The organism is Kitasatospora sp. NPDC088346 (assembly GCF_044740765.1).
GTDB lineage: Bacteria > Actinomycetota > Actinomycetes > Streptomycetales > Streptomycetaceae > Kitasatospora.
This window is the reverse complement of record NZ_JBIURH010000018.1, coordinates 24,285-42,219: the sequence shown is the minus strand read 5'-3', so window position 1 is coordinate 42,219 and position 17,935 is coordinate 24,285. Positions and strand designations below refer to the sequence as shown.

The following is a 17,935-nucleotide window of genomic DNA, read 5'->3' as shown; positions in this document are numbered from 1 at the left end:
GAATCGGACGGCAACGCACGAACCGCCCTCTCGATCAGCGTGCGCGCCGGTCCCGGGACAGCCGGGCGGGGCGGGCCTCGGCCGCGGCCGTCGCGTGGTCCAGCTCCCAGCCTTCGGCGTACGCCGCGGCGAAGGAGTCCGCGCCCAGCGCGGCCCGCGCGCTCTGGGTGAGGTCGTGCACCTGCGGGTCGGTGCGGTCGTGCGTGCCGCGCAGGCGAGAGGCCGCGCCGAGCCGGACCGCGGCGTGGTGGTGCAGTCCGAGTGCGTCGGCGAGGGCGGCCGTGTGGACCGCCACGAGGGCCAGGACGGGCAGGTCCCGGGTGCGCAGTGCCGCCGCGTGGGCCGTCACCAGCGCCTTCTGCGCGCCGGTCGGATCGCCCGTCCGCAGGCGGAACGCGGCGCGTGCGGTGCCGAGGAGCGTCCGGGCGTGGTCCCCGGGGAAGGGGATGTCGTCGGGGAGATCCCTGTCGGCGGTGTCGAGGAGTTCACGTGCCCGGTCCAGCTCGCCGAGCCGCACCAGGAAGCCGGCCTCCCACGCGTCGACCAGCAACCGCATCGCCGGGGCTCGCGCGTTGAGCAGCCGCTGCCGGGCCGAGTCGATCAACCCGATCACCAGGTCGGTATCCCCGCGTCGTATGTGCAGGTCGATCCAGCGCAGGTCACCGAAGACCGTGTCGGCGAGGCTGAGCGCGCCGAACTCGGCTGCCAGCGACCGGGCCTCGCGCAGGTCGGCGAGTGCACCGTCGAGGTCGCCGTCGTACTGCCGCAGCCGGGCACGCAGCGGCAGGGTCTCGGACCGGCCCCAGAAGTCGCCGACCTGCCGGAAGCAGGCGAGGGCCGCCTCCACATCGGTGCGCGTCCGGTCGAGTTCGCCCGCGTTCTCGGTGAACTGGGCGCGGAAGAGACGGGCCAGCCCGGCCAGCCACACGTCGTCGCCGTCGGCGAGCCGTTCGATGATCGCGGGTGTGGTCCTCCGCCCCTGTGTCCGTTCCGCCTGTAGGAAGGCGAGCGGGAGCGCGGCGAGTGCACCGTACGGACCGGGCAGCTCCGGATGTGCGAGCAGCCGGTCGGCGAGTTCGAGGATGCCGGCCCGGGCGTCCGCGGTCTCCCCGGTCGCCGGGACCGGCCGGGCGTCGCCCCGGTTGAGCAGGTAGATCGCGTGCGCGCAGTCGCGCTCGGCCGTCGGCCCGCTGCCGGGCACCGCCAGTGCCTTGCCCAGCCAGTGGGCCGCGTCGGAGGTCCGGCCCAGCATCTGCCAGTACCAGGTCAGGTCCAGGGCGAGCGAGAGGGCGCCGGGGGCGTCGTCGGTGTCGCATCGCCGGCGCAGGGCGGCGAGGGTGTTGTCGTACTCGGTGGCGATCACCCGCACCGCGGCCGACTGGGCCGGCCCGCGCAGCGGGGGTCGTAACGGGCCATCAGACCGGCGAAGTGCCCGGCGGCCAGGTCACGGACGGTGCCGAGGTCGCCCGTGCCGGCCAGCCGCTGTGTGCCGTACTCCCGCAGTGTCTCCAGCATCCGGTAGCGTCCCGGCTCGGGCGCGAGCTGCAGCAACGACCGGTCGACCAGGGCCGCGAGCAGTTCGGGGACGTCCGAGGCCGGCACCGCCGTACCGGCGCAGACAGCGGTGGCCGAGGCCGACGTGACACCGCCGGGCAGGACCGAGACGTGATCGGCGACGATGCGTTCGTGCTCGCCGAGCAGGTCCCAGCTCCAGGCGATGACCGCGCCGAGGGTCCGATGGCGGGGCAGCGCGGTCCGGCTGCCGGTGGTGAGCAACCGGAACCGGTCGGACAGCCCGTCGGCCAGCTCGGGCAGCGACAGCGTCCGCAGCCGGGCCGCGGCCAGTTCGAGAGCCAGCGGCATCCCGTCCAGGCGGCGCACCACCTGCCGGATGTCGGACAGCGTCGCCTCGTCGACCCCGAAGCCGGGGCGCACGGCTGCGGCCCGCTCGGCGAACAGGCGCACGGCCGCGGCCCGCCGGGCCTGCTCGACGTCGTCGCCGGGGCCGGGCAGCGTGAGCGGGCCGAGCGGCACCAGCGCCTCGCCGTCGACCGCGAGGGCCTCGCGGCTGGTGGCCAGGACGCTGAGCCCGGGGCAACGCGAGAGCAGCGTCGTGACCAGGTGGGCCACGGCGTCGATCAGGTGCTCGCAGTTGTCCATGAGCAGCAGGCTCTCCCGGCCACCGATCCGGCTGACGAGCACGTCCACTTCGTCGCCGTCGCGCCGGGTCCGGGCTTCGATCGCACCGCTGCGCAGCCCGGTCCCGGCGAGCAGGGCCACGCCCACCTTGGCAGGCTCGGTGACCGAGGCGAGGTCGACCATCCAGGCTCCATCGCGGTACGCCTGGCTCCGGCGGCGGGCGGCCTCGACGGCGAGCCGGGTCTTGCCGGCACCACCGGGACCGAGCACGGTGACCAGACGGCCCGCGGCGAGCATCGCGTCGATCCGGGTGAGCTCGGCACGGCGCCCGACGAAGCTGGTCAGCGGCGCGGGCAGGTGGCCGGCCGCGGTCCGTGCGGGGCCGGCGACCGGGGCCGGCTGCTCGGCGCGCAGCAGGCGCGCGTGGCGGTCGCGCAGGGCGGCCCCCGGGTCGGTGCCTAGTTCGGCGGCGAGGGTCGCGCGGACCTGCTCGTACCGGGCCAGTGCCTCGGCCCGGCGGCCCTGGGCCGCGAGCGCGTCCAGCAGCAGTGCGGCCGCGCGCTCGTGGACCGGGTGGTCGGCGAGGAGCGCGGTCAGCCGGGCGGCGGCGGCATCGGCACGGCCCAGGGACATCTCGGCGTCGGCGAGAGAGACCACGGCCTCCACCGAGGTGTGGGCCAGCCCGGTCGCGGCGGCGGGCACCACCGGGGCGACGGCCGTCGGCTCGGTGCCCGGGTGATCGCCCCACAGGGCCACGGCCTCGCCGAGCGCGGCCGCCGCGGCATGACGGTCGCCGGCGCGCAGTCGGTCCCGGCCGACGGCGGCGAGCTGCTCGAACCGCAGGGCGTCCACGTCGGACGCGGCCACGTCCAGCCGGTAGCCACCCGTGGCCTGCGCGACACAACCGGCCGAGCCCAGGGCCCGGCGTAGCCGTGAGACGAGGGCCTGCAGGGCGTGGGCGGGGTCGGCCGGCGGTTCCTCGGCCCAGATCGCGTCGGCCAGCGCGCCCGGTGAGACCGGGCGACCGCCGGCGAGGGCCAGCCGTATGACCAGAGCCTGCAGCCGCGCCCCCGCGACGGGCAGGACGGCGTCACCGCGAGCCGCCTGGAACCCGCTGAGCAGCGTGATGCGAAGCCGCGTATCGCCGTCCATGCGCCGATCCTCCCGTACACGCGCCGAAGGCCCCAAATCGGTGCGCCGGCCCGGCTTCCGGCCGTCGGCGCGAGCGTGTCAGCGCCGTGTGAGCCCCGTGTGAGCGGCCCGCGTCACCGTTCGAGTGCCTGCCTTCGCGCAGGTGACCGCCCGCAACTCGCCGGGCGGTCCGATCCGTTGAGGAGCAAGCATCATGAACAGCCCTGTCACGATCATCGGCGCCGGACTCGGTGGGCTCCTCCTCGCCCGCGTCCTGCACGTCAACGGCATCCCGTCCAGGGTCTACGAGGCCGACCCCTCCCCGGCCGCGCGCAGGCAGGGCGGAATGCTCGACATCCACGACCACAACGGGCAACTCGCCCTCCGGGCGGCCGATCTGATGGACGAGTTCCACGCCATCGTCATCGAGGGCCGCCAGACGATGCGGGTCCTCGACACGGACGGGACCGTCCTGATGGACAAGGCCGACGACGGCGGCGGCCGCCCCGAGGTGATGCGCGGGGAGCTGCGACGGATGCTGCTCGACTCCCTCCCGGCCGGCACCGTCCGGTGGGACCACAGGGCCAGCGGCGTCCGTGCGCTCGGAAAGGGCGGTCACGAGGTGACGTTCGCCTGCGGGTGCAGTGTGGTCACGGGCCTGCTGGTCGGCGCGGACGGCGCGTGGTCACGGGTCCGCCCGCTGCTGTGCGACGCCGTACCGGAGTACGCCGGCACCTCGTTCGTCGAGACCTACCTGTTCGAGGCCGACACCCGGCACGCCGCCGCCGCGAAGGCGGTCGGCGGCGGGTCGATGATCGCGCCCTCGCCGGGCAAGGAGATCTTCGCCCACCGGGAGAGCGGCGCCACCCTGCACGCCTACGTGCAACTCACCCGTGAACGGGACTGGTTCGCCGCCATCGACTTCACCGATTCCGCTGCGGCCACCGCGCGGATAGCGCAGGAGTTCGAGGGCTGGGCGCCGGAACTCACCGCGCTGATCACCGACACCGACACCGCACCCGTACTGCGCCCCCACTACGCCCTGCCGACCGGGCTCCGGTGGGACCGGCTGCCGGGCGTGACCCTGCTCGGCGACGCCGCCCACCTCACGGCCCCGAACGGCGAGGGCGCCAACCTGGCCATGTTCGACGGCGCTGAACTCGGCAGGGCCCTCGCCGCGCATCTTGACGACACCGAGGCCGCGCTCGGCGCGTACGAGGAGGCCATGTTCGCGCGCCCCACCGCGGACGTCGTGTTCGACGGCGCCGAGGTCCAGGGGATCGACTCCGAGGCCAACACGGCGCAGAGCCTGGTCGACATGATCACCGGACCGGTCCGGTGACCCCCGTGTACGACGTGGCGATCGTGGGGGCCGGCCCGGTCGGCGTGTTCCTCGCCTGCGAACTCGGCCTGGCGGGCTGCTCCGTCCTGGTCCTGGAGCGGGAGCCGGCGCTCCGCTCCCCGTGGAAGGCGGACCCGCTCGGGATGCGGAGCCTGTCCGCCGCGTCGGTCGCGGCGTTCGACCGCCGCGGCATGCTGCACCCGCTGCTGACGGCCTCGGGCGTCGGCGACGCCCCCGGCGCGGACCCCCACCCGGACGAGCCACAACCCCCTCGAAGTGCGGGCCACTTCGCCGGCATCGTGCTCGATCCGGCCGACATCGACGTCACCGCCCTGCCCTTCCGGCTGCCCGGCCCGGCGTCCGACGGCATGATGACCAACCTCGAAGCGGTCGAGACGGTGCTGTCCGAGCAGGCGGCCGAGGTCGGTGTGGAGATCAGACGAGGCGTCACGGTCTCCGCCGTCACCCAGGACGACGAGAAGGTGGTCACGCGGGCCGGCCGGCACGAGTACGCGGTGTGCGGGCTCGCGGGCTTCGACTTCGTCGGCAGCGAGCCGCAGTTCACCGGCTACGTCATGCTCGCCACCGTCGCCGATCCCGAGAAACTGCGCCCCGGATTCCACCTGACGCCGACGGGCATGTACCTGCGGATGCCCGCGAAGGACTACCTCGGCGTCCTGGACTTCGACGACGGCGCCTTCGACCGCTCACGGCGGCCGACCCGCGAACACCTCCAGACGGTTCTACGCCGGGTGTCCGGCACCGATGTGACGCTGAGCGAGGTCCGGCGCGTCTCGCCCTTCACCGACCGGGCGATGCAGACGACGACCTACCGGAAGGGACGGATCCTGCTCGCGGGAGACGCCGCGCACATCCACTCCCCGCTCGGAGCGCAGGGACTCAACCTCGGCATCGGCGACGCCATGAACCTGGGGTGGAAGCTCGCGGCGACCGTGCACGGTCACGCCCCGGACGGGCTGCTCGACACCTACACCTCGGAGCGCCGTCCGATCGGCGCGGGCGCGCTGGACTGGACGCGCGCACAGTCCGCGGTCATGAAGCCGGACGCGCACGGCCAGGCGGTCCAGCAGGTGATCCGTGACCTGATCGGGACGCGGGACGGAACGACCTACGTGTTCACGAGGGCCTCGGGGACCTCGAACCGCTACGACCTCGGCAGCGAGCACCCACGGGTCGGCCGTGACGCCCCTGACCTGTGACTGGAGGACGGGACCCGCCTCGCGGGCCTGATGCAGGACGGACGGGGCGTCGTGCTCGATCTCACCGCCGACAGCTCCCTGCGCGGTCCGGCCGCGCGTCGAAGGACCCGGATCCGGTATGCGGCCGGGCCGGCGCGAAACGACCTCGGACTGCGTGCCGTGCTGGTCCGGCCCGACGGCACGGTCGCCTGGGCAGCCGCCGACGACCCCGACCACACGCAGTTCGAGCAGACCGCGGACCGCTGGTTCGGCGCCGCCGACCGTGAGGAGCACGCATGACCATCGCGACTCGCTCACCGACAGCGGGCGCCGGGAAAGCGACCAGCCGCTCGGATACGGCCATGCGCCGCGCATCGCGGGCGAACGGGGACTGCGGCACCCGGATCGGCCCGTGACCTGGCTGAACTCCGCGATCGCGGGCAACAGGGTGAGCGACCTCGGGCCCGGTGGCCAGACGGACGTACTCGATGTGGGCCGGGCGACTGCACCCCATCGAGGGTTGCGCGTTCCTCGGGAGCTGAGCACGTGGAGAGGGCGCTTCCTCGACTCGCGCCAACCGAACGATGCGGACCGTCCGAGTTCCCTCGACTGCACGGCGCAAGGCGGGGAGGGGCTTCAGCGGCGGTAGGCGCCTGTCGCGATGCGGACGAACGAGGGGATCAGCGGGTTCGGGTCCCTCTCGTTCCACACCGCCACCACGCGGCTCGGCGCCATGTCGACCAGCGGTACCGCGGTCAGACCCTCGGGCATGTCGTGTCCGAGGGGAGTCAGGCCGACCGTGCCGTTCCAGAGCACGGCCTGACGGCATTCCTGGACGGCCCGTACCACCGGCCCCTCGCGGAGCTCGCCGCCGTTCCAGTACGACCACCACAACGGGTCGGTGCCGTCCGGGAACCGGAACCAGCGCCGGCCCGACAGATCGGCCAGCTCCAGGTGCGCGCGGCCGGCAAGGGGGTCGTCGGTGCGCAGCACCGCACCGACCGGGTCGGCGCGCAGCTGGTGCACGGTCAGGCCGGTCTCGTCGAACGGTGCGCGGGTGAGGGCGATGTCGACAAGTCCTGCGTGCAGCCCGCAGGTCGGGTCGGTCAGGTCGGCATCGCGGATGCGGACCTCGACGCCCGGGTTCCGCTCGCGGTAGGCGTTGGCCAGTCGGACGGCGCCCAGGTCGGTGCCGTCGCCGAGGAGGCCGATGGTGATGGCCGCAGGGCCTGCCGCCGCGGCCACTCGTGCGCGTAGCCGGTCGGCCTGGTCGAGCAGGCTGCGGGCCTCGTCCAGCAGGAGCGCTCCGGCGGGGGTGAGGGTGACACCGGCGGCGGAGCGGTGCAGCAGGGTGGCGCCGAAGCCGGTCTCCAACTGCTTGATCGCCCGGCTCAGCGGGGGCTGACTCATGTGCAGCCGGGCGGCGGCCCGACCGAAGTGGAGTTCCTCGGCGACCGCGACGAAGTAGCGCAATGTTCGTAGCTCCACGCTGCAACAATACCCGTACGGTATCGGGATCCGCCGAATCGGTCTTGGACGGGTGAGGTGCCGGGACGGTGGAATCCAAGCATGAACGACACGCTGCTTCCCGACCCCGCCGTGCATGTCGCCGGCGCCCAGGAGATCGCCCCTGACCTGCTGGTGATCCCGAACCGCGGGACCCCGCTGGTCCCCAACATCGGCATCATCGGCGGCACGCGGGCCGTCCTCGTCGTCGACACGGGCATGGGCACCGCCAACGCCGAGCAGGTCCTCGCCCTGGCGTCCGAGGTGGCCAAGGGGCGCCGACTGTACCTGACAACGACGCACTTCCACCCCGAGCACGCCTTCGGCGCGCACGTGTTCGACGGCCGGGCCACCTACCTCGCCAACCGTGCCCAGGCCGACGACCTGAGGACGAAGGGGCCGGGCTACCTGGAGATGTTCCGCGGTCTCGGCGCGTCGGTCGCCGACCGCCTCGACGGCAACGTCCGCGTGCCCGCCCCCGATGTGGTCTACGACCACGGGTACGACCTGGATCTCGGCGACCGTACGGTGCGGCTGCGACCCACCGGTCAGGGCCACACCAAGGGCGACCAGGTGATCGAGGTACCCGACGCAGGCACGTTGTTCACCGGCGACCTGGCGGAGACCGGACAGTTCGCGATCTTCCCCTGGTTCCCGCCGTACGACACCGACGTCTCCGGCATCGGCTGGCTGGCAGTGACGGAGCGGCTGGCGGCCCACGGGCACCGGACGGTGGTCCCCGGTCATGGCGCCGTCGGCGGCCCACAGGTGCTCGCAGACGTCCGCGACTACCTGCGCGAGCTGCGCGACGAGACCTGGCGGCGACGCGACTCCGCCATGGACGAGAACGAGATCGTGGCCGAGGTCCGGACGCTGCTGATCGAACGGCACCCGGAATGGGTCGGACAGGAGTGGATCGAGAAGGGTGTCGGTTGCCTCTGCACCGAACACCCGGCCTGACGCTCCCGAGCTCGCCATCCCCACCGCGGTGATCTCGGCCTTGGGTCAGCCCTGCTGGGCGTCAGAGGAGCCGGAGGGTCTGTCCGGGCAGGACGAGGTCGGGGTCGTCGCCGACGGTGTCGCGGTTGGCCTGGTAGAGGGCGGGCCAGCCACCGGGGACCTGCAGCGTCCGGGCGATGGTGTCGAGGGTGTCGCCGTCCTGGACCACGACGGTGGCGGGATCCCCGGAACCGGGACCGTCAGCCGCAGCTGCCGTTGTCCCGGTCTCGGTCTCGGCCGAGGCAGTGGGCTGCTGCGCGGTGGGCCGCGGAGACGGGATGGTGTGGTGGCCGGCAGGGCGGCTGCTGAGGGCTCCGCAGACCGGCCAGGGCGCGAGGCCGCGACGGGCGGCGAGGTGCTCGGCGACGGCGATCTGCTGTTCACGGGTGGCGAGGTCCGGGCGGGCGGCATACGCGGTGCCGCCGTTGGCGCGCCAGGTCGCCCTGTCGAACTGCAGACCGCCGTAGTAGCCGTTGCCGGTGTTGGCGTGCCAGCGGCGGCCGCTCTCGCAGGCCGCGACCTTCTCCCAGTCGATCCCTCGCCCGGCGGCCGCCGCGCTGCCGGTCGGTGCACCGGCAGCGACGTGGTCCGCGACGCCGGCAGCCCGGCCCGGGGCGGCCTGGGCGGGCGCGGCGGTGGCGGCCCACAGACCGGCGGCGCAGGCGAGGACGAGGAGCGACTGCAGGATCCGGTGGGCGACGGACATGGCGGTGCACACTCCCCGAGAGGGTCGGCGATCGGGCGGCCGGCGCCCCGGGGCACCGTCCTTCCAGCGTTCGCACACCTCGGCACCGCTGCCCGGACGACACCCCGGGCACATCACCCGCCCGGCCGCGCGGCGCCACCCGTACACCGCACAGGCCCTGCGTCTTCGGCCCGGGCTGCTCGGGGGCGGTTCCGGCGGCCCCCGGGGGTCTGGTCGAGGGCGGCCCGTGTCACTCGCGGAAGCACGACGACGGTTCAGATCGCCCTAGCCCTGCCACCGACGGGGCCGGACGGTGCTGCGCTTCCACCAAGAGCACCTGGCGAGCGCCGAACAGCGCGAACAGCAGCGCGCGCACTGGCAGTACGTCCTGGACCGGGCTGTGGCCCCTCCCCGACCGCCGGTGACACGTCCGGGGTGCCGTCCCGCCCGCGGCAGGGCCGCCACCGGCCCGATCGCCGGCATCGTCTGATGGGTGGTCAGCGGGCGCTGCCGAGGTTGCGGTCGGCGTGTCGCGTTCGGTCGGTGTTGCGCGCCTTGAGCGTGCCTATGGCTGTAGCAGGAAAAGCGTGCGCCGAACACGCTTATGTGTTCCGGTGTGCGCTGTGGACGCCATCCTTAGTCCCGGCGCCGGCCGGCGTCGGGCTCCTGCAGCCGGCGGGCCGCCGGCAGTCGTACGCCCGGTGTCCCCCCGCCGGGTTGGGGACCGAACCCCTGCGGCCGCGGGGACGGCCCGGCCGTCCCGCACCCCGTCACCCCGGGGCAGACGGGCCTACTGGGCGCTCGCCGCGGGTCGGACGATCACTTCGTTCACGTCGACCGTGGACGGTTGGGCGACCGCGTAGGCGATGGCCTCGGCGATGGCGGATGCGGGGAGCGCGACGGAGCGGTACGTCGCCATGGCGTCCCGTGCCGTGGGATCGGAGATGCCGTCGGCGAGCTCGGACTCCGTCACGCCGGGCGAGATCAAGGTGACTTGAAGGGCCCCGGCCGATTCCTGGCGCAGGCCCTCGGAGATGGCGCGGACGGCGAACTTGGTGGCGCAGTAGACGGCGGCGGTGGGGGACACCTCGTACGCGCCGACGGATGCGACGTTCACGATGTGCCCGTGGCCCTGGGCACGCATCGCGGGCAGGGCCGCGGCGATTCCGTGCAGGACACCTCGCACGTTGACGTCGATCATGCGGTCCCACTCGTCGATCCGCCCCGCGTCCAGCGGTGAGAGAGGCATCACTCCCGCGTTGTTCACGAGGACGTCGAGCCGGCCGAACTCGCAACGCGCGGCGTCGACGAACGCTCGCACGTCGGCCGCGTCGGTGACGTCCAGCGCCCGGTAGGCCGCGGTGCCTCCCTGATCCGTGATCTCCTCGACCAGCCGCCGGAGCCGGTCGGTGCGGCGCGCGCCGAGCAGCACGCTGTGTCCGTCCGCTGCGAGCCTGCGCGCGGTCGCCTCGCCGATCCCGCTGCTCGCGCCTGTGATCGCCACGGCCTTGGTCATCCGCCTCATGTGTGTTCTCTCCCTGCGTGCGCTGTACTCCGGTGGGGCCCGACGTCGCGGACCTCGGCAATCCTGTGCGGGCACGACGAAGTCATCCAGGCCGGGCCGTGCCCGGGTGCGCCACACCCAGGCTCGGCGTCGGTTCACCGACCCCCACCCTCCGTGCGGCCATCGCAACCGAGGCCGAACACGACATCCGGTGAAGCCTGGCGTGGATGCCGCCCCCAAGGTCAGGAGCTGTCCGGCCGATCACGCTCCTCCCGCAGGATCTAGAATCCCTGCAGCGAAGGCACGGGGCGGGGAGCAATGGACCGGAGAGACTGGCACGACGACGTGGCGCTGACCGGGCGATCCGCCGCGCTGGCTCCCCTCCAACAACGCCATGCCGCCGCACTGGCCCTCTGGCGGTTGCACGCCCCGCTGTTCGCGTTCGAGTGGGACACGGAGTGGGGCGTCGACCCCTCCGTCCTGGAGTCGCTGTTCCGATCGGCAGCGTCGGCCCCCAGCGAGCAGTCGAAAGCCGGTACAGGCAGGCGATCGTCGAGCTGTCCCGCGCCCCGCTCTTCACCTCCGAGGTGGACAGCCCGGACGTGCGCGAGCTCGTTCAGCTGGAGACCATCGCCGGACTGCTGACCTTCGGCGAATCGCTGGAGGGACCGAGCCCGGACAAGAACGAGTACATCATCGACTGCCCGCGGGGCCTGGCCGACCACCTCGACCGGCTCGTCGAGGACTCCTTCCACTCCCACCCGTCGGAGGACGCCCACCGCCGGTACCTCGCCGCCTTGGCCGACCCCGTCCGAAGCCACGGCCTGGGCTACCTCGCCTCCCGCAACCTCACCGTCGAACACGCCTGCCACGGCGCTCTCCACGCCCTCCCGCCAGCCAAGGGCCTGCTCGACACCTCCGCAGGTCGGGACCTGGTCGCACTCTGCGAGGACTTCGGCGCGGAGCTGGTGGCACTCCTGCGGTGGCTCAAGACGACGGGCTACTAGACACCGCCGTGGACGACTCACCACGCAGCATCGCGACCAGCCGACACCGAGCGATCTGCGCCTGCCGGTTCGAGCCGACGGCTGACGGGCAGGAGCCGGGTCCTCTCCACCGATCCCGTTCAGGGGTGCTTCCCGCCGGATCCGCCACCCGCCGCACGGCAGTCCCGCCCGGGCGCGGGACATCCGGGCACCTCACCCGCCTGCGGTGTCGGCCGTGGTGGTGACGCGGGGTCAGGTGTGGAGAAGTTCGCGGCGTCCCGGAATCCGAGGCGCCGCGCGCACCCGCTCACCGGCAGGTCGGTGTGGGCCGGCAGCCGGTTTGGCCTCCAGCACGATGCGCTGGTCCAGGAACTCCTTGGCGCCGACGCCGGTGGGCGGCGCGGGTGGCCCGGGTCAGCGTTCGCCGGTCGCAGCCCGTCACCCGGGTGTAGTCGGCGACCTGGTGCCACCGCGTGAAGTGCTCCTCCACCGCGGCCCGGTAGCGGACGGAGACGTCTCGCTCCGGCTCCCCCGCCGGCGGCTGGAGCGGGAGCCCCCACGGGCCGCACCCGCGGGACCAGGTGGCGGGCCCAGAAGGGTCCCGGGCCGGCGTCGGACCCAGGACGGCAGGAAGCCGGGCCGGAAGAGAACCAGGGGGCCGTCAACCCCGTCGACGTCGCTCCAGCGGTGCACCGTGCCCGGCCGGATCCACACCACGCTCCCCGCTCGCAGGGGATACGCCCGGCGGCGACCAGGGCGAGGACGTGGAAGTCCGGTCGCTGCGGCCGGCCACGGGCCCCCGCGCCGTCCACTGGGACGGGGTCGTCGGGCGGCTCCCGGCCGACCGGCGCACGGTCCGCTTCGACCAGCGCGGCCGGGGCACTTCACGAGCGCTGCCGGGCCGCTACGACCTGGGCCAACTCGCCGACGACCTCCGGTGCGTGGTCGAGGCCCTCGACCCCGGGCCGTTCGTGCTGGTCGGCCACTCGATGGGCGGAAAGGTGGGTCAGCTCCTGGCGGCACGCCGACCCACGGGGCTGGCGGGCGTGCTGCTGGTCGCGCCCGCACCACCGGAGCCGCCCGCAGCGGTGACCCCCGCCTACCAGGCCGTGCATCGAAAGTGCTCGTATCACGGTGGGCCGTGGGAGGCCTCTCACGAGTTCCCGGTCATCTACCTGGGGAAACGACATCTTGCAGTGTCCGAGGTATCGGGTAGGTGCGCTCCATAGGAAACAGCCGTTGTGCTTTGGCGGTGTGCCCGGTTTGTATCAGTTCCGAGGCTTTGTGGACTTGGGGGGTGAGGTCGGTGAGACTGACGATCCAGTCGTCGGTGAACGTGCGGATCAGGCGGCGGCCGATGCCGACCTGGATGCTGTAGTGATTCAGTGCCGCTCCGCGCGGCGAGCGTTCCGGGTCCCACTGGACATGTACGGCTGCCTGGGCGACGGCCGCCGGGTCGGTGGTCGTCAGCACGGCCTGGGACAGGGCCTCCTCCCAGCCCTCCCGGGTAATCCGTACTGCGAGAACACGTTCCTGACCCGGTTTGCGGGCCCAGTTGCTGCGGTGCATCAGCCACATGAACGACGGCTTGATCCACGTCATCCGGTGGAACGAGAACGGCGCAACGAAGCGGCCCGCCAGCAGTGCCGCGTCAGCGATGGCAGGCGAGTACGCCTGATAGACCACGATCGTGTGAGCGTCGTAGTCGGCACGAATCTGATGCTGGGGCGTCATGCGCCGCACCCTGCCACCTGGTTCGCTGGCGCGGCGAGCCGATTTCGCCTCCCCCCTTGGAGGCGGTTCGAATGCGCTGCTCAGAGCCACTCGTTGATGGCAGCTACGAGGACAGTCGCCTCGTAGCGACCGCGAGCTTGTCGTAGCGCGTGGCGACAGCCCGGTGTCTCCTGAGGCGGTTGGTGCCGTACTCAACCGCATGCCGAGCCTTGTGGTCCTGCGGGTCGAACTTCGGCGGGCGGCCGCCGCGGGAGCCGCGTTTCTTGCGGTTGCCGGCCTGGTCGGCCTTGTCCGGGATGGTGCAGCGGATCCCGCGGCGGCGCAGGTAGGCGCGGTTCCTGCGGGAGGCATAGGCCGTGCCCGGCCCGGCCCGAAACGGGGCACGCCGACCTTTGCCAGCACGGGTTCGAACTGCGGCGAGTCCCCGCGCTGTCCTGCCGTGACCACGATCGACATGGGCTTCTGTCCCTGCTCGACTGCCAGGTGCAGCTTGGTGGTGAACCCGCCTCGCGCCGTCCCCGCCCGTGATCACGAGGCTCGGCGAACACGCCACCCGGTGGTTCCTTCTGCAGGTCACCCTGCTTGCGAGCCCTGGCCGCATGCTGGTGGGCGCGGCACACCGTGGAGTCGACGCTCAGCTCCCAAACGACCGCGCCCTTCGCGTCGGCCAGGGACTGGAGCCGGGTGAGGATCCGCTGCCAGGTGCGGTTCCGCTGCCACCGGCGGAACAAATCGTAGACCCGGCTCCACGGTCCGTACTCGACAGGGACGTCCCGCCATGGAACTCCGGTCCGGACACGGACGTCCCGGTGACGGTCCTGGTCGGCGAGGACGACGCGGTGGAACCGCCGCACGTGCTCCGAGAGCACCTGCTGCCCCACATCCCGCACGCCCGGCCGAGCACGGTCCCCGGCGCCGGCCACCTCCTGCCCCTGGAGGCACCCGACGCGCTCGCGGCGGAGCTGCGCGGTCTCACGGTCCGGCTCGGCGGCGACCGATCCGCGTCGCGTCGATGCTCCTACCGCTGGTCGAACGACCCGGAGCCGGCCATGGGAGACGCGGGCGACGCCGTCGAGCCGGCCGGCCCGCGTTCGAGTTCGCAGATTCTTCTCGGCCCGACCCCGAGGCCTCGTGCGGCAGCGGGCCGGGGTGAGGACGGGCCCGCCACCCCCGGCCGTCCGAACGCGGCGGTCACCTTCGGGACGGGGCCACCGCCTCGTCCTGTCGCTCCAGGTGCCCGCTGAAGAAGTCGAGCAGGCTCTGCGGTGCGCGCTCGCCGAGGCAGAGGTCGAGTATCTCGTGGGCGTCCGCGTAGAAGGCCTCGTTGCGCGGGAAGAGCTCCTTCTCGTAGGCGGCGAGCGCCGCTTCGACGTCGTCGGGGTGCCGGGCGATGGCCTTGCCGAGTTCGGCACCGTCGAACATCGCCAGGTTGGCGCCGTCGCCGGACGGCGGCATCAGGTGCGCGGCGTCGCCGAGCAGTGTCACGCCAGGCACCCGGTCCCAGCGGTGTCCGTCCGGGAGGGTGTGGATCATGCGTGCCACCGGGGCGGTCTCGCCGTCGGTGATCAGCGCGGTGAGGTGCGGCGCCCATCCGTCGAACTCGGCCGCGATCCGGGCGCTCGCGGCCGCGGTGTCGGTGAAGTCCGTGGCGGCGATCCACTCGGCCGAACGGTTCAGCTGGACGTAGGTGTGGAGGATGCCACCCGCCTCACGGTGGGCGACGATCCCCTTACCGGGGGCTAGTGCGTACATGGCGCCTCGGCCGACCAGCGCGGCCGTCGCGGGGTGCCGCTCGTCGACGTCGTGCAGGTAGGTCTCGACGAACGTCGTGCCGGTGTAGACGGGCCGGGCGTCGGAGAGCAGCGGCCTGACCCTGGACCAGGCGCCGTCCGCGCCGACCAGGATGTCGCTGGATTCGGTCGAGCCGTCGGTGAAGGTCAGTTCGTGCCGGCCGTCGCCGAGCGGCCGGATGTCGGTGACCTTGCTGCCCCAGCGCACCGTCCCTTCGGGCAGGGAGTCGAGCAGGATCCGGCGCAGGTCGCCGCGGAGCACCTCGGGGCGCACCGCGGTGCCGTCGGAGGGGATGTCCAGCAGCAGTGCACCGTGCTGGTCGAGCATCCGGGCGGCGTCGCCGCCCTCGTGGATGATCGCGCGGAACTCGTCGGTGAGGCCGGCGTCCGCGAGGGCGCGCTGTCCGTCCTGCTCGTGGATGTCGAGCTGGCCGCCCTGGGTGCGGGATTCGGCGGAGGGGTCGGCCTCGTGGACGGTGGCGGGGATGCCGTGGACGTGCAGGACGCGCGCGAGGGTGAGGCCGCCCAGGCCCGCGCCGATGATCGTGACCGGTGTCGTCATGGTGTGTTCCCTCCGAAGCTGATGGAATGCCGTTCCATTCCCATGTTGGAACAGCGCTCCATTCATGTCAAACTGTGTCCATGGCCATCAAGAAGCAGCGGGCTGCACGGCGCACGGACGCCCTGTCGAAGGAACGGATCGTGGAGGCCGCGATCGAGATCCTCGACGCCGACGGCGAGGCCGCGCTGACCTTCCGCGCACTCGCGGCCCACCTGGCCACCGGAAGCGGGGCGATCTACTGGCACGTCGCCAACAAGGACGACCTGCTGGCGGCGGCCACCAACGACGTGATCGCGCGGGTCATGGCGGACCTGGCCGCCGGCGCGCGTCCGCAGCAGGCGATCCGGGCCCTCGCGCTCGGGCTCTTCGACGCGATCGACGCACACCCCTGGGTCGGCACCCAGCTCTCCCGCGCGCCGTGGCTGGCCGCGATCCCGCAGATCTTCGAAGGTTTCGGCAGCCGGCTGGAGGAACTCGGCGTACCCGAGGGAGCGCAGTTCGACGCCACGTCCACACTCGTGATCCATGTCCTCGGCGTCGCCGGACAGAACGCCGCCAACGCCCGCCTGCTCGCGCACAGGACCGACCGGACGGCCTTCCTGAACGAGATCGCCCAGCAGTGGATCCAGCTCGATCCCGCTCGGTACCCGTTCGTGCACCGGGTGGCGGCGCAGCTCCCCGAGCACGACGACCGGGAACAGTTCCTGGCCGGCATCGACCTCATCCTGGCCGGCATCGAGGCCGCCAACCCGGGCCCGTCCCCTCGGACCTGACCCGAACCCGACGGTCCTGCCGGCGAGGACCCGGCTCTGCCCCAGTCGGCGGCGAGCTGCGCGAGCAGGGAGCGACCTGGCCCCCACGGGTCCAACTGGCGGCGTACATGTGAGAGTGCGCTCAGCCACGTCCTGATGAAGGGGCCCATCGCCCCGCCGCCGTCGCGCGCAGCCCGGTCCGCGGAACCGGGGACAGCTACCGAACGATGCAGACCCCCGGCATCGGCAGGCTCCACTCACCCTGCACATCGACGAGCACCCGGCGGGCCAGGTCCCGGGCTTCGGACCAACCCGGATCGACCGCCAGAGCTTCCTCATCTGGCCGCTGTGGCGGGCGAGTTGGTCGAGCGAACGGCTGCCGGGGTGAGGTTCCACGCTCGTGTGAAGGCCACTGCGGCGGTGTGTTCACGGTGCGGCTGGGTGTCGTCCCGGGTGCATGGCCGGTACGTGCGGCGGCTGGCCGATGCCGCGATCGGCGGAGTGCGGGCGGTAATCGAGTTGATGGTGCGTCGGTTCCACTGTGAGAACCGGCCTGCCCCGCTGTCACGTTCGTCGAGCAGGTGGACGGGCTGACGACGCCTCATGCCCGGCGCACGCCGCCGCTGTGGAGGGCGCTGACGTCGATCGCGCGGTCGGCGGGCGGCCAGGCCCGGAGCCCGCCTGGCCGCCGCACTGGGCATCGACGTAGCGAAGGACACCCTGCTCCGCCTGGCCCGTGCTCTGCCCGAGGCGGCCGTCACCCACGTGCGGGTGCTCGGCGGGGACGACTTCGCGCTGCTCAAGGGCCATCAGTACGCCACGATCTTGGTGGACCTGGAACGCCGGGAGCCCGTGGATGTCACCGCCGGCGCATCGGCGACCGGATCATCTTCGACAAGATGCTGCAGCTGCTGCGCTTCGGTTGTTCTTACGAGGCGATCGCCGACACGATCTGCTCGGCCACCACGATCCCCAGCCGACGCGACGAGTGGATACGACGGGGTGCTTTTGCCCGGCTCAAGCAGCTCGCACTGGAGTCCTACGACCGGATCGTCGGCCTCGTCCTCGACCAGATCGCCGTCGACGGGGCGATCAGCAAGGCACCTGGAGGCGGGGAGGCCGCCGGACGCTCACCGGTCGACCGCGGCAAGCAGGGACTGAAGCGCTCGGGCATGACGGATGGATACGGCATTCCGCTGGGCCGTGTCCTGGCCGGGTGCCAACCGCCACGGCTCTCCGCTTCTCGCCCCGACTCTGGACCGTCTGGAGGGCCTCGGCCCGTTGCCCGACACCATCACCGTGCACCTGGACGCCGGCTACGACTCGGATACACCCGCGCTCTGCTCGGCGAACGCGGTCTGCATGGACGCATCGCGCACAAGCGGGAGAAGGCGCCCATTCAGGCCAGTCGGCGTTGGCACGTCGAACGCACTCACGCGTGGCAGAACGCCTTTTGCCGTCTCGCCCGGTGCTACGAGCGCCGCGTCACCGTCATTGATGCCTTCTTCGACCTCGCCGACACCATCATCACCGTGCGCAGCCTGATCCGGCGGTCCTGGACATCTCACCGCTGGGACGAACGCCCGAACCGCCGACCGTGATCCTT

Annotated in this window: 14 protein-coding genes and 2 pseudogenes; 8 read left to right on the top strand and 8 right to left on the bottom strand. The window is 72.6% G+C overall.

Going from position 1 to position 17,935, the window contains the following annotated elements; genetic code table 11:
- Positions 1–34: 34 nt before the first annotated feature.
- Together ACIOFR_RS22855 and ACIOFR_RS22850 are read right to left on the bottom strand one after the other, a co-directional pair.
- Positions 35–1,363 (bottom strand): hypothetical protein, encoded by a 1,329-nt coding sequence (locus ACIOFR_RS22855; protein WP_401000086.1) that lies wholly within the window; start codon positions 1,361–1,363, stop codon positions 35–37.
- Positions 1,360–3,291 carry a BTAD domain-containing putative transcriptional regulator gene (locus tag ACIOFR_RS22850; RefSeq protein ID WP_401000084.1) on the bottom strand — a complete coding sequence of 644 codons (1,932 nt, stop codon included), beginning with the start codon at positions 3,289–3,291 and terminating at the stop codon, positions 1,360–1,362. Before ACIOFR_RS22850 ends, ACIOFR_RS22855 begins: the two co-directional genes overlap by 4 nt.
- Positions 3,292–3,484: 193 nt before the next feature.
- Between ACIOFR_RS22850 and ACIOFR_RS22845 the strand changes: the two genes are divergently transcribed.
- Both ACIOFR_RS22845 and ACIOFR_RS22840 read left to right on the top strand, forming a co-directional pair.
- Positions 3,485–4,612 (top strand): FAD-dependent oxidoreductase, encoded by a 1,128-nt coding sequence (locus tag ACIOFR_RS22845; RefSeq protein ID WP_401000082.1) that lies wholly within the window; start codon positions 3,485–3,487, stop codon positions 4,610–4,612.
- A gap of 5 nt (positions 4,613–4,617) precedes the next feature.
- A pseudogene (locus ACIOFR_RS22840) lies at positions 4,618–6,111 on the top strand (FAD-dependent monooxygenase).
- A gap of 336 nt (positions 6,112–6,447) precedes the next feature.
- On the opposite strand, the gene ACIOFR_RS22835 reads toward ACIOFR_RS22840, so the two are convergent.
- Complete coding sequence (locus tag ACIOFR_RS22835) at positions 6,448–7,299, bottom strand: LysR substrate-binding domain-containing protein (RefSeq protein WP_401000080.1); 852 nt, start codon at positions 7,297–7,299, stop codon at positions 6,448–6,450.
- Between the two features lie 81 nt (positions 7,300–7,380).
- Here ACIOFR_RS22835 and ACIOFR_RS22830 point away from each other — a divergent pair, with 81 nt between their 5' ends.
- Positions 7,381–8,277 (top strand): MBL fold metallo-hydrolase, encoded by an 897-nt coding sequence (locus tag ACIOFR_RS22830; protein ID WP_401000078.1) that lies wholly within the window; start codon positions 7,381–7,383, stop codon positions 8,275–8,277.
- Between the two features lie 61 nt (positions 8,278–8,338).
- Here the strand turns inward: ACIOFR_RS22830 and ACIOFR_RS22825 are convergent, their stop codons facing one another.
- Positions 8,339–9,022, bottom strand: coding sequence for a transglycosylase family protein (locus ACIOFR_RS22825; RefSeq protein WP_401000076.1), 684 nt, complete (start codon positions 9,020–9,022; stop codon positions 8,339–8,341).
- A gap of 769 nt (positions 9,023–9,791) precedes the next feature.
- Complete coding sequence (locus ACIOFR_RS22820; RefSeq protein WP_401000074.1) at positions 9,792–10,526, bottom strand: SDR family oxidoreductase; 735 nt, start codon at positions 10,524–10,526, stop codon at positions 9,792–9,794.
- A 581-nt stretch (positions 10,527–11,107) separates the two neighbouring features.
- Between ACIOFR_RS22820 and ACIOFR_RS22815 the strand changes: the two genes are divergently transcribed.
- Together ACIOFR_RS22815 and ACIOFR_RS22810 are read left to right on the top strand one after the other, a co-directional pair.
- Entirely contained in the window at positions 11,108–11,512 is a 405-nt protein-coding gene (locus ACIOFR_RS22815; protein WP_401000072.1) for a hypothetical protein, read from the top strand.
- A gap of 560 nt (positions 11,513–12,072) precedes the next feature.
- Complete coding sequence (locus tag ACIOFR_RS22810; RefSeq protein ID WP_401000070.1) at positions 12,073–12,720, top strand: alpha/beta fold hydrolase; 648 nt, start codon at positions 12,073–12,075, stop codon at positions 12,718–12,720.
- Here the strand turns inward: ACIOFR_RS22810 and ACIOFR_RS22805 are convergent.
- From ACIOFR_RS22805 to ACIOFR_RS22795, 3 genes are all read right to left on the bottom strand, one after another.
- Positions 12,659–13,225 (bottom strand): DUF4291 domain-containing protein, encoded by a 567-nt coding sequence (locus ACIOFR_RS22805; RefSeq protein ID WP_401000068.1) that lies wholly within the window; start codon positions 13,223–13,225, stop codon positions 12,659–12,661. The genes ACIOFR_RS22810 and ACIOFR_RS22805 overlap by 62 nt on opposite strands.
- A 191-nt stretch (positions 13,226–13,416) precedes the next feature.
- Positions 13,417–14,079 (bottom strand): transposase, encoded by a 663-nt coding sequence (locus ACIOFR_RS22800; protein WP_401000272.1) that lies wholly within the window; start codon positions 14,077–14,079, stop codon positions 13,417–13,419.
- A 337-nt stretch (positions 14,080–14,416) separates the two neighbouring features.
- A complete protein-coding gene (locus ACIOFR_RS22795; protein ID WP_401000066.1) occupies positions 14,417–15,577 on the bottom strand; it encodes an FAD-dependent oxidoreductase in 1,161 nt (386 codons plus the stop codon).
- An 80-nt stretch (positions 15,578–15,657) separates the two neighbouring features.
- On the opposite strand from ACIOFR_RS22795, the gene ACIOFR_RS22790 reads away from it, so the two are divergent.
- The 3 genes and pseudogenes from ACIOFR_RS22790 to ACIOFR_RS22780 all read left to right on the top strand — a co-directional run.
- Positions 15,658–16,350: a TetR/AcrR family transcriptional regulator gene (locus ACIOFR_RS22790; RefSeq protein WP_401000064.1), complete on the top strand. Its 693-nt coding sequence runs from the start codon at positions 15,658–15,660 to the stop codon at positions 16,348–16,350.
- Positions 16,351–16,485: 135 nt separating this feature from the next.
- Complete coding sequence (locus ACIOFR_RS22785) at positions 16,486–16,923, top strand: transposase family protein (protein WP_401000062.1); 438 nt, start codon at positions 16,486–16,488, stop codon at positions 16,921–16,923.
- A 260-nt stretch (positions 16,924–17,183) separates the two neighbouring features.
- Positions 17,184–17,930, top strand: a pseudogene (locus ACIOFR_RS22780) (IS5 family transposase); the annotation flags it as partial.
- Between the last annotated feature and the right edge of the window lie 5 nt (positions 17,931–17,935).

Coding starts and splice junctions, on each gene's coding strand:
- ACIOFR_RS22850 (WP_401000084.1), bottom strand. CDS start 3,291: ATGGACGGCGATACGCGGCTTCGCATCACGCTGCTCAGCGGGTTCCAG.
- ACIOFR_RS22845 (WP_401000082.1), top strand. CDS start 3,485: ATGAACAGCCCTGTCACGATCATCGGCGCCGGACTCGGTGGGCTCCTC.
- ACIOFR_RS22830 (WP_401000078.1), top strand. CDS start 7,381: ATGAACGACACGCTGCTTCCCGACCCCGCCGTGCATGTCGCCGGCGCC.
- ACIOFR_RS22825 (WP_401000076.1), bottom strand. CDS start 9,022: ATGTCCGTCGCCCACCGGATCCTGCAGTCGCTCCTCGTCCTCGCCTGC.
- ACIOFR_RS22820 (WP_401000074.1), bottom strand. CDS start 10,526: ATGAGGCGGATGACCAAGGCCGTGGCGATCACAGGCGCGAGCAGCGGG.
- ACIOFR_RS22805 (WP_401000068.1), bottom strand. CDS start 13,225: ATGACGCCCCAGCATCAGATTCGTGCCGACTACGACGCTCACACGATC.
- ACIOFR_RS22795 (WP_401000066.1), bottom strand. CDS start 15,577: ATGACGACACCGGTCACGATCATCGGCGCGGGCCTGGGCGGCCTCACC.
- ACIOFR_RS22790 (WP_401000064.1), top strand. CDS start 15,658: ATGGCCATCAAGAAGCAGCGGGCTGCACGGCGCACGGACGCCCTGTCG.
- ACIOFR_RS22785 (WP_401000062.1), top strand. CDS start 16,486: ATGAAGGGGCCCATCGCCCCGCCGCCGTCGCGCGCAGCCCGGTCCGCG.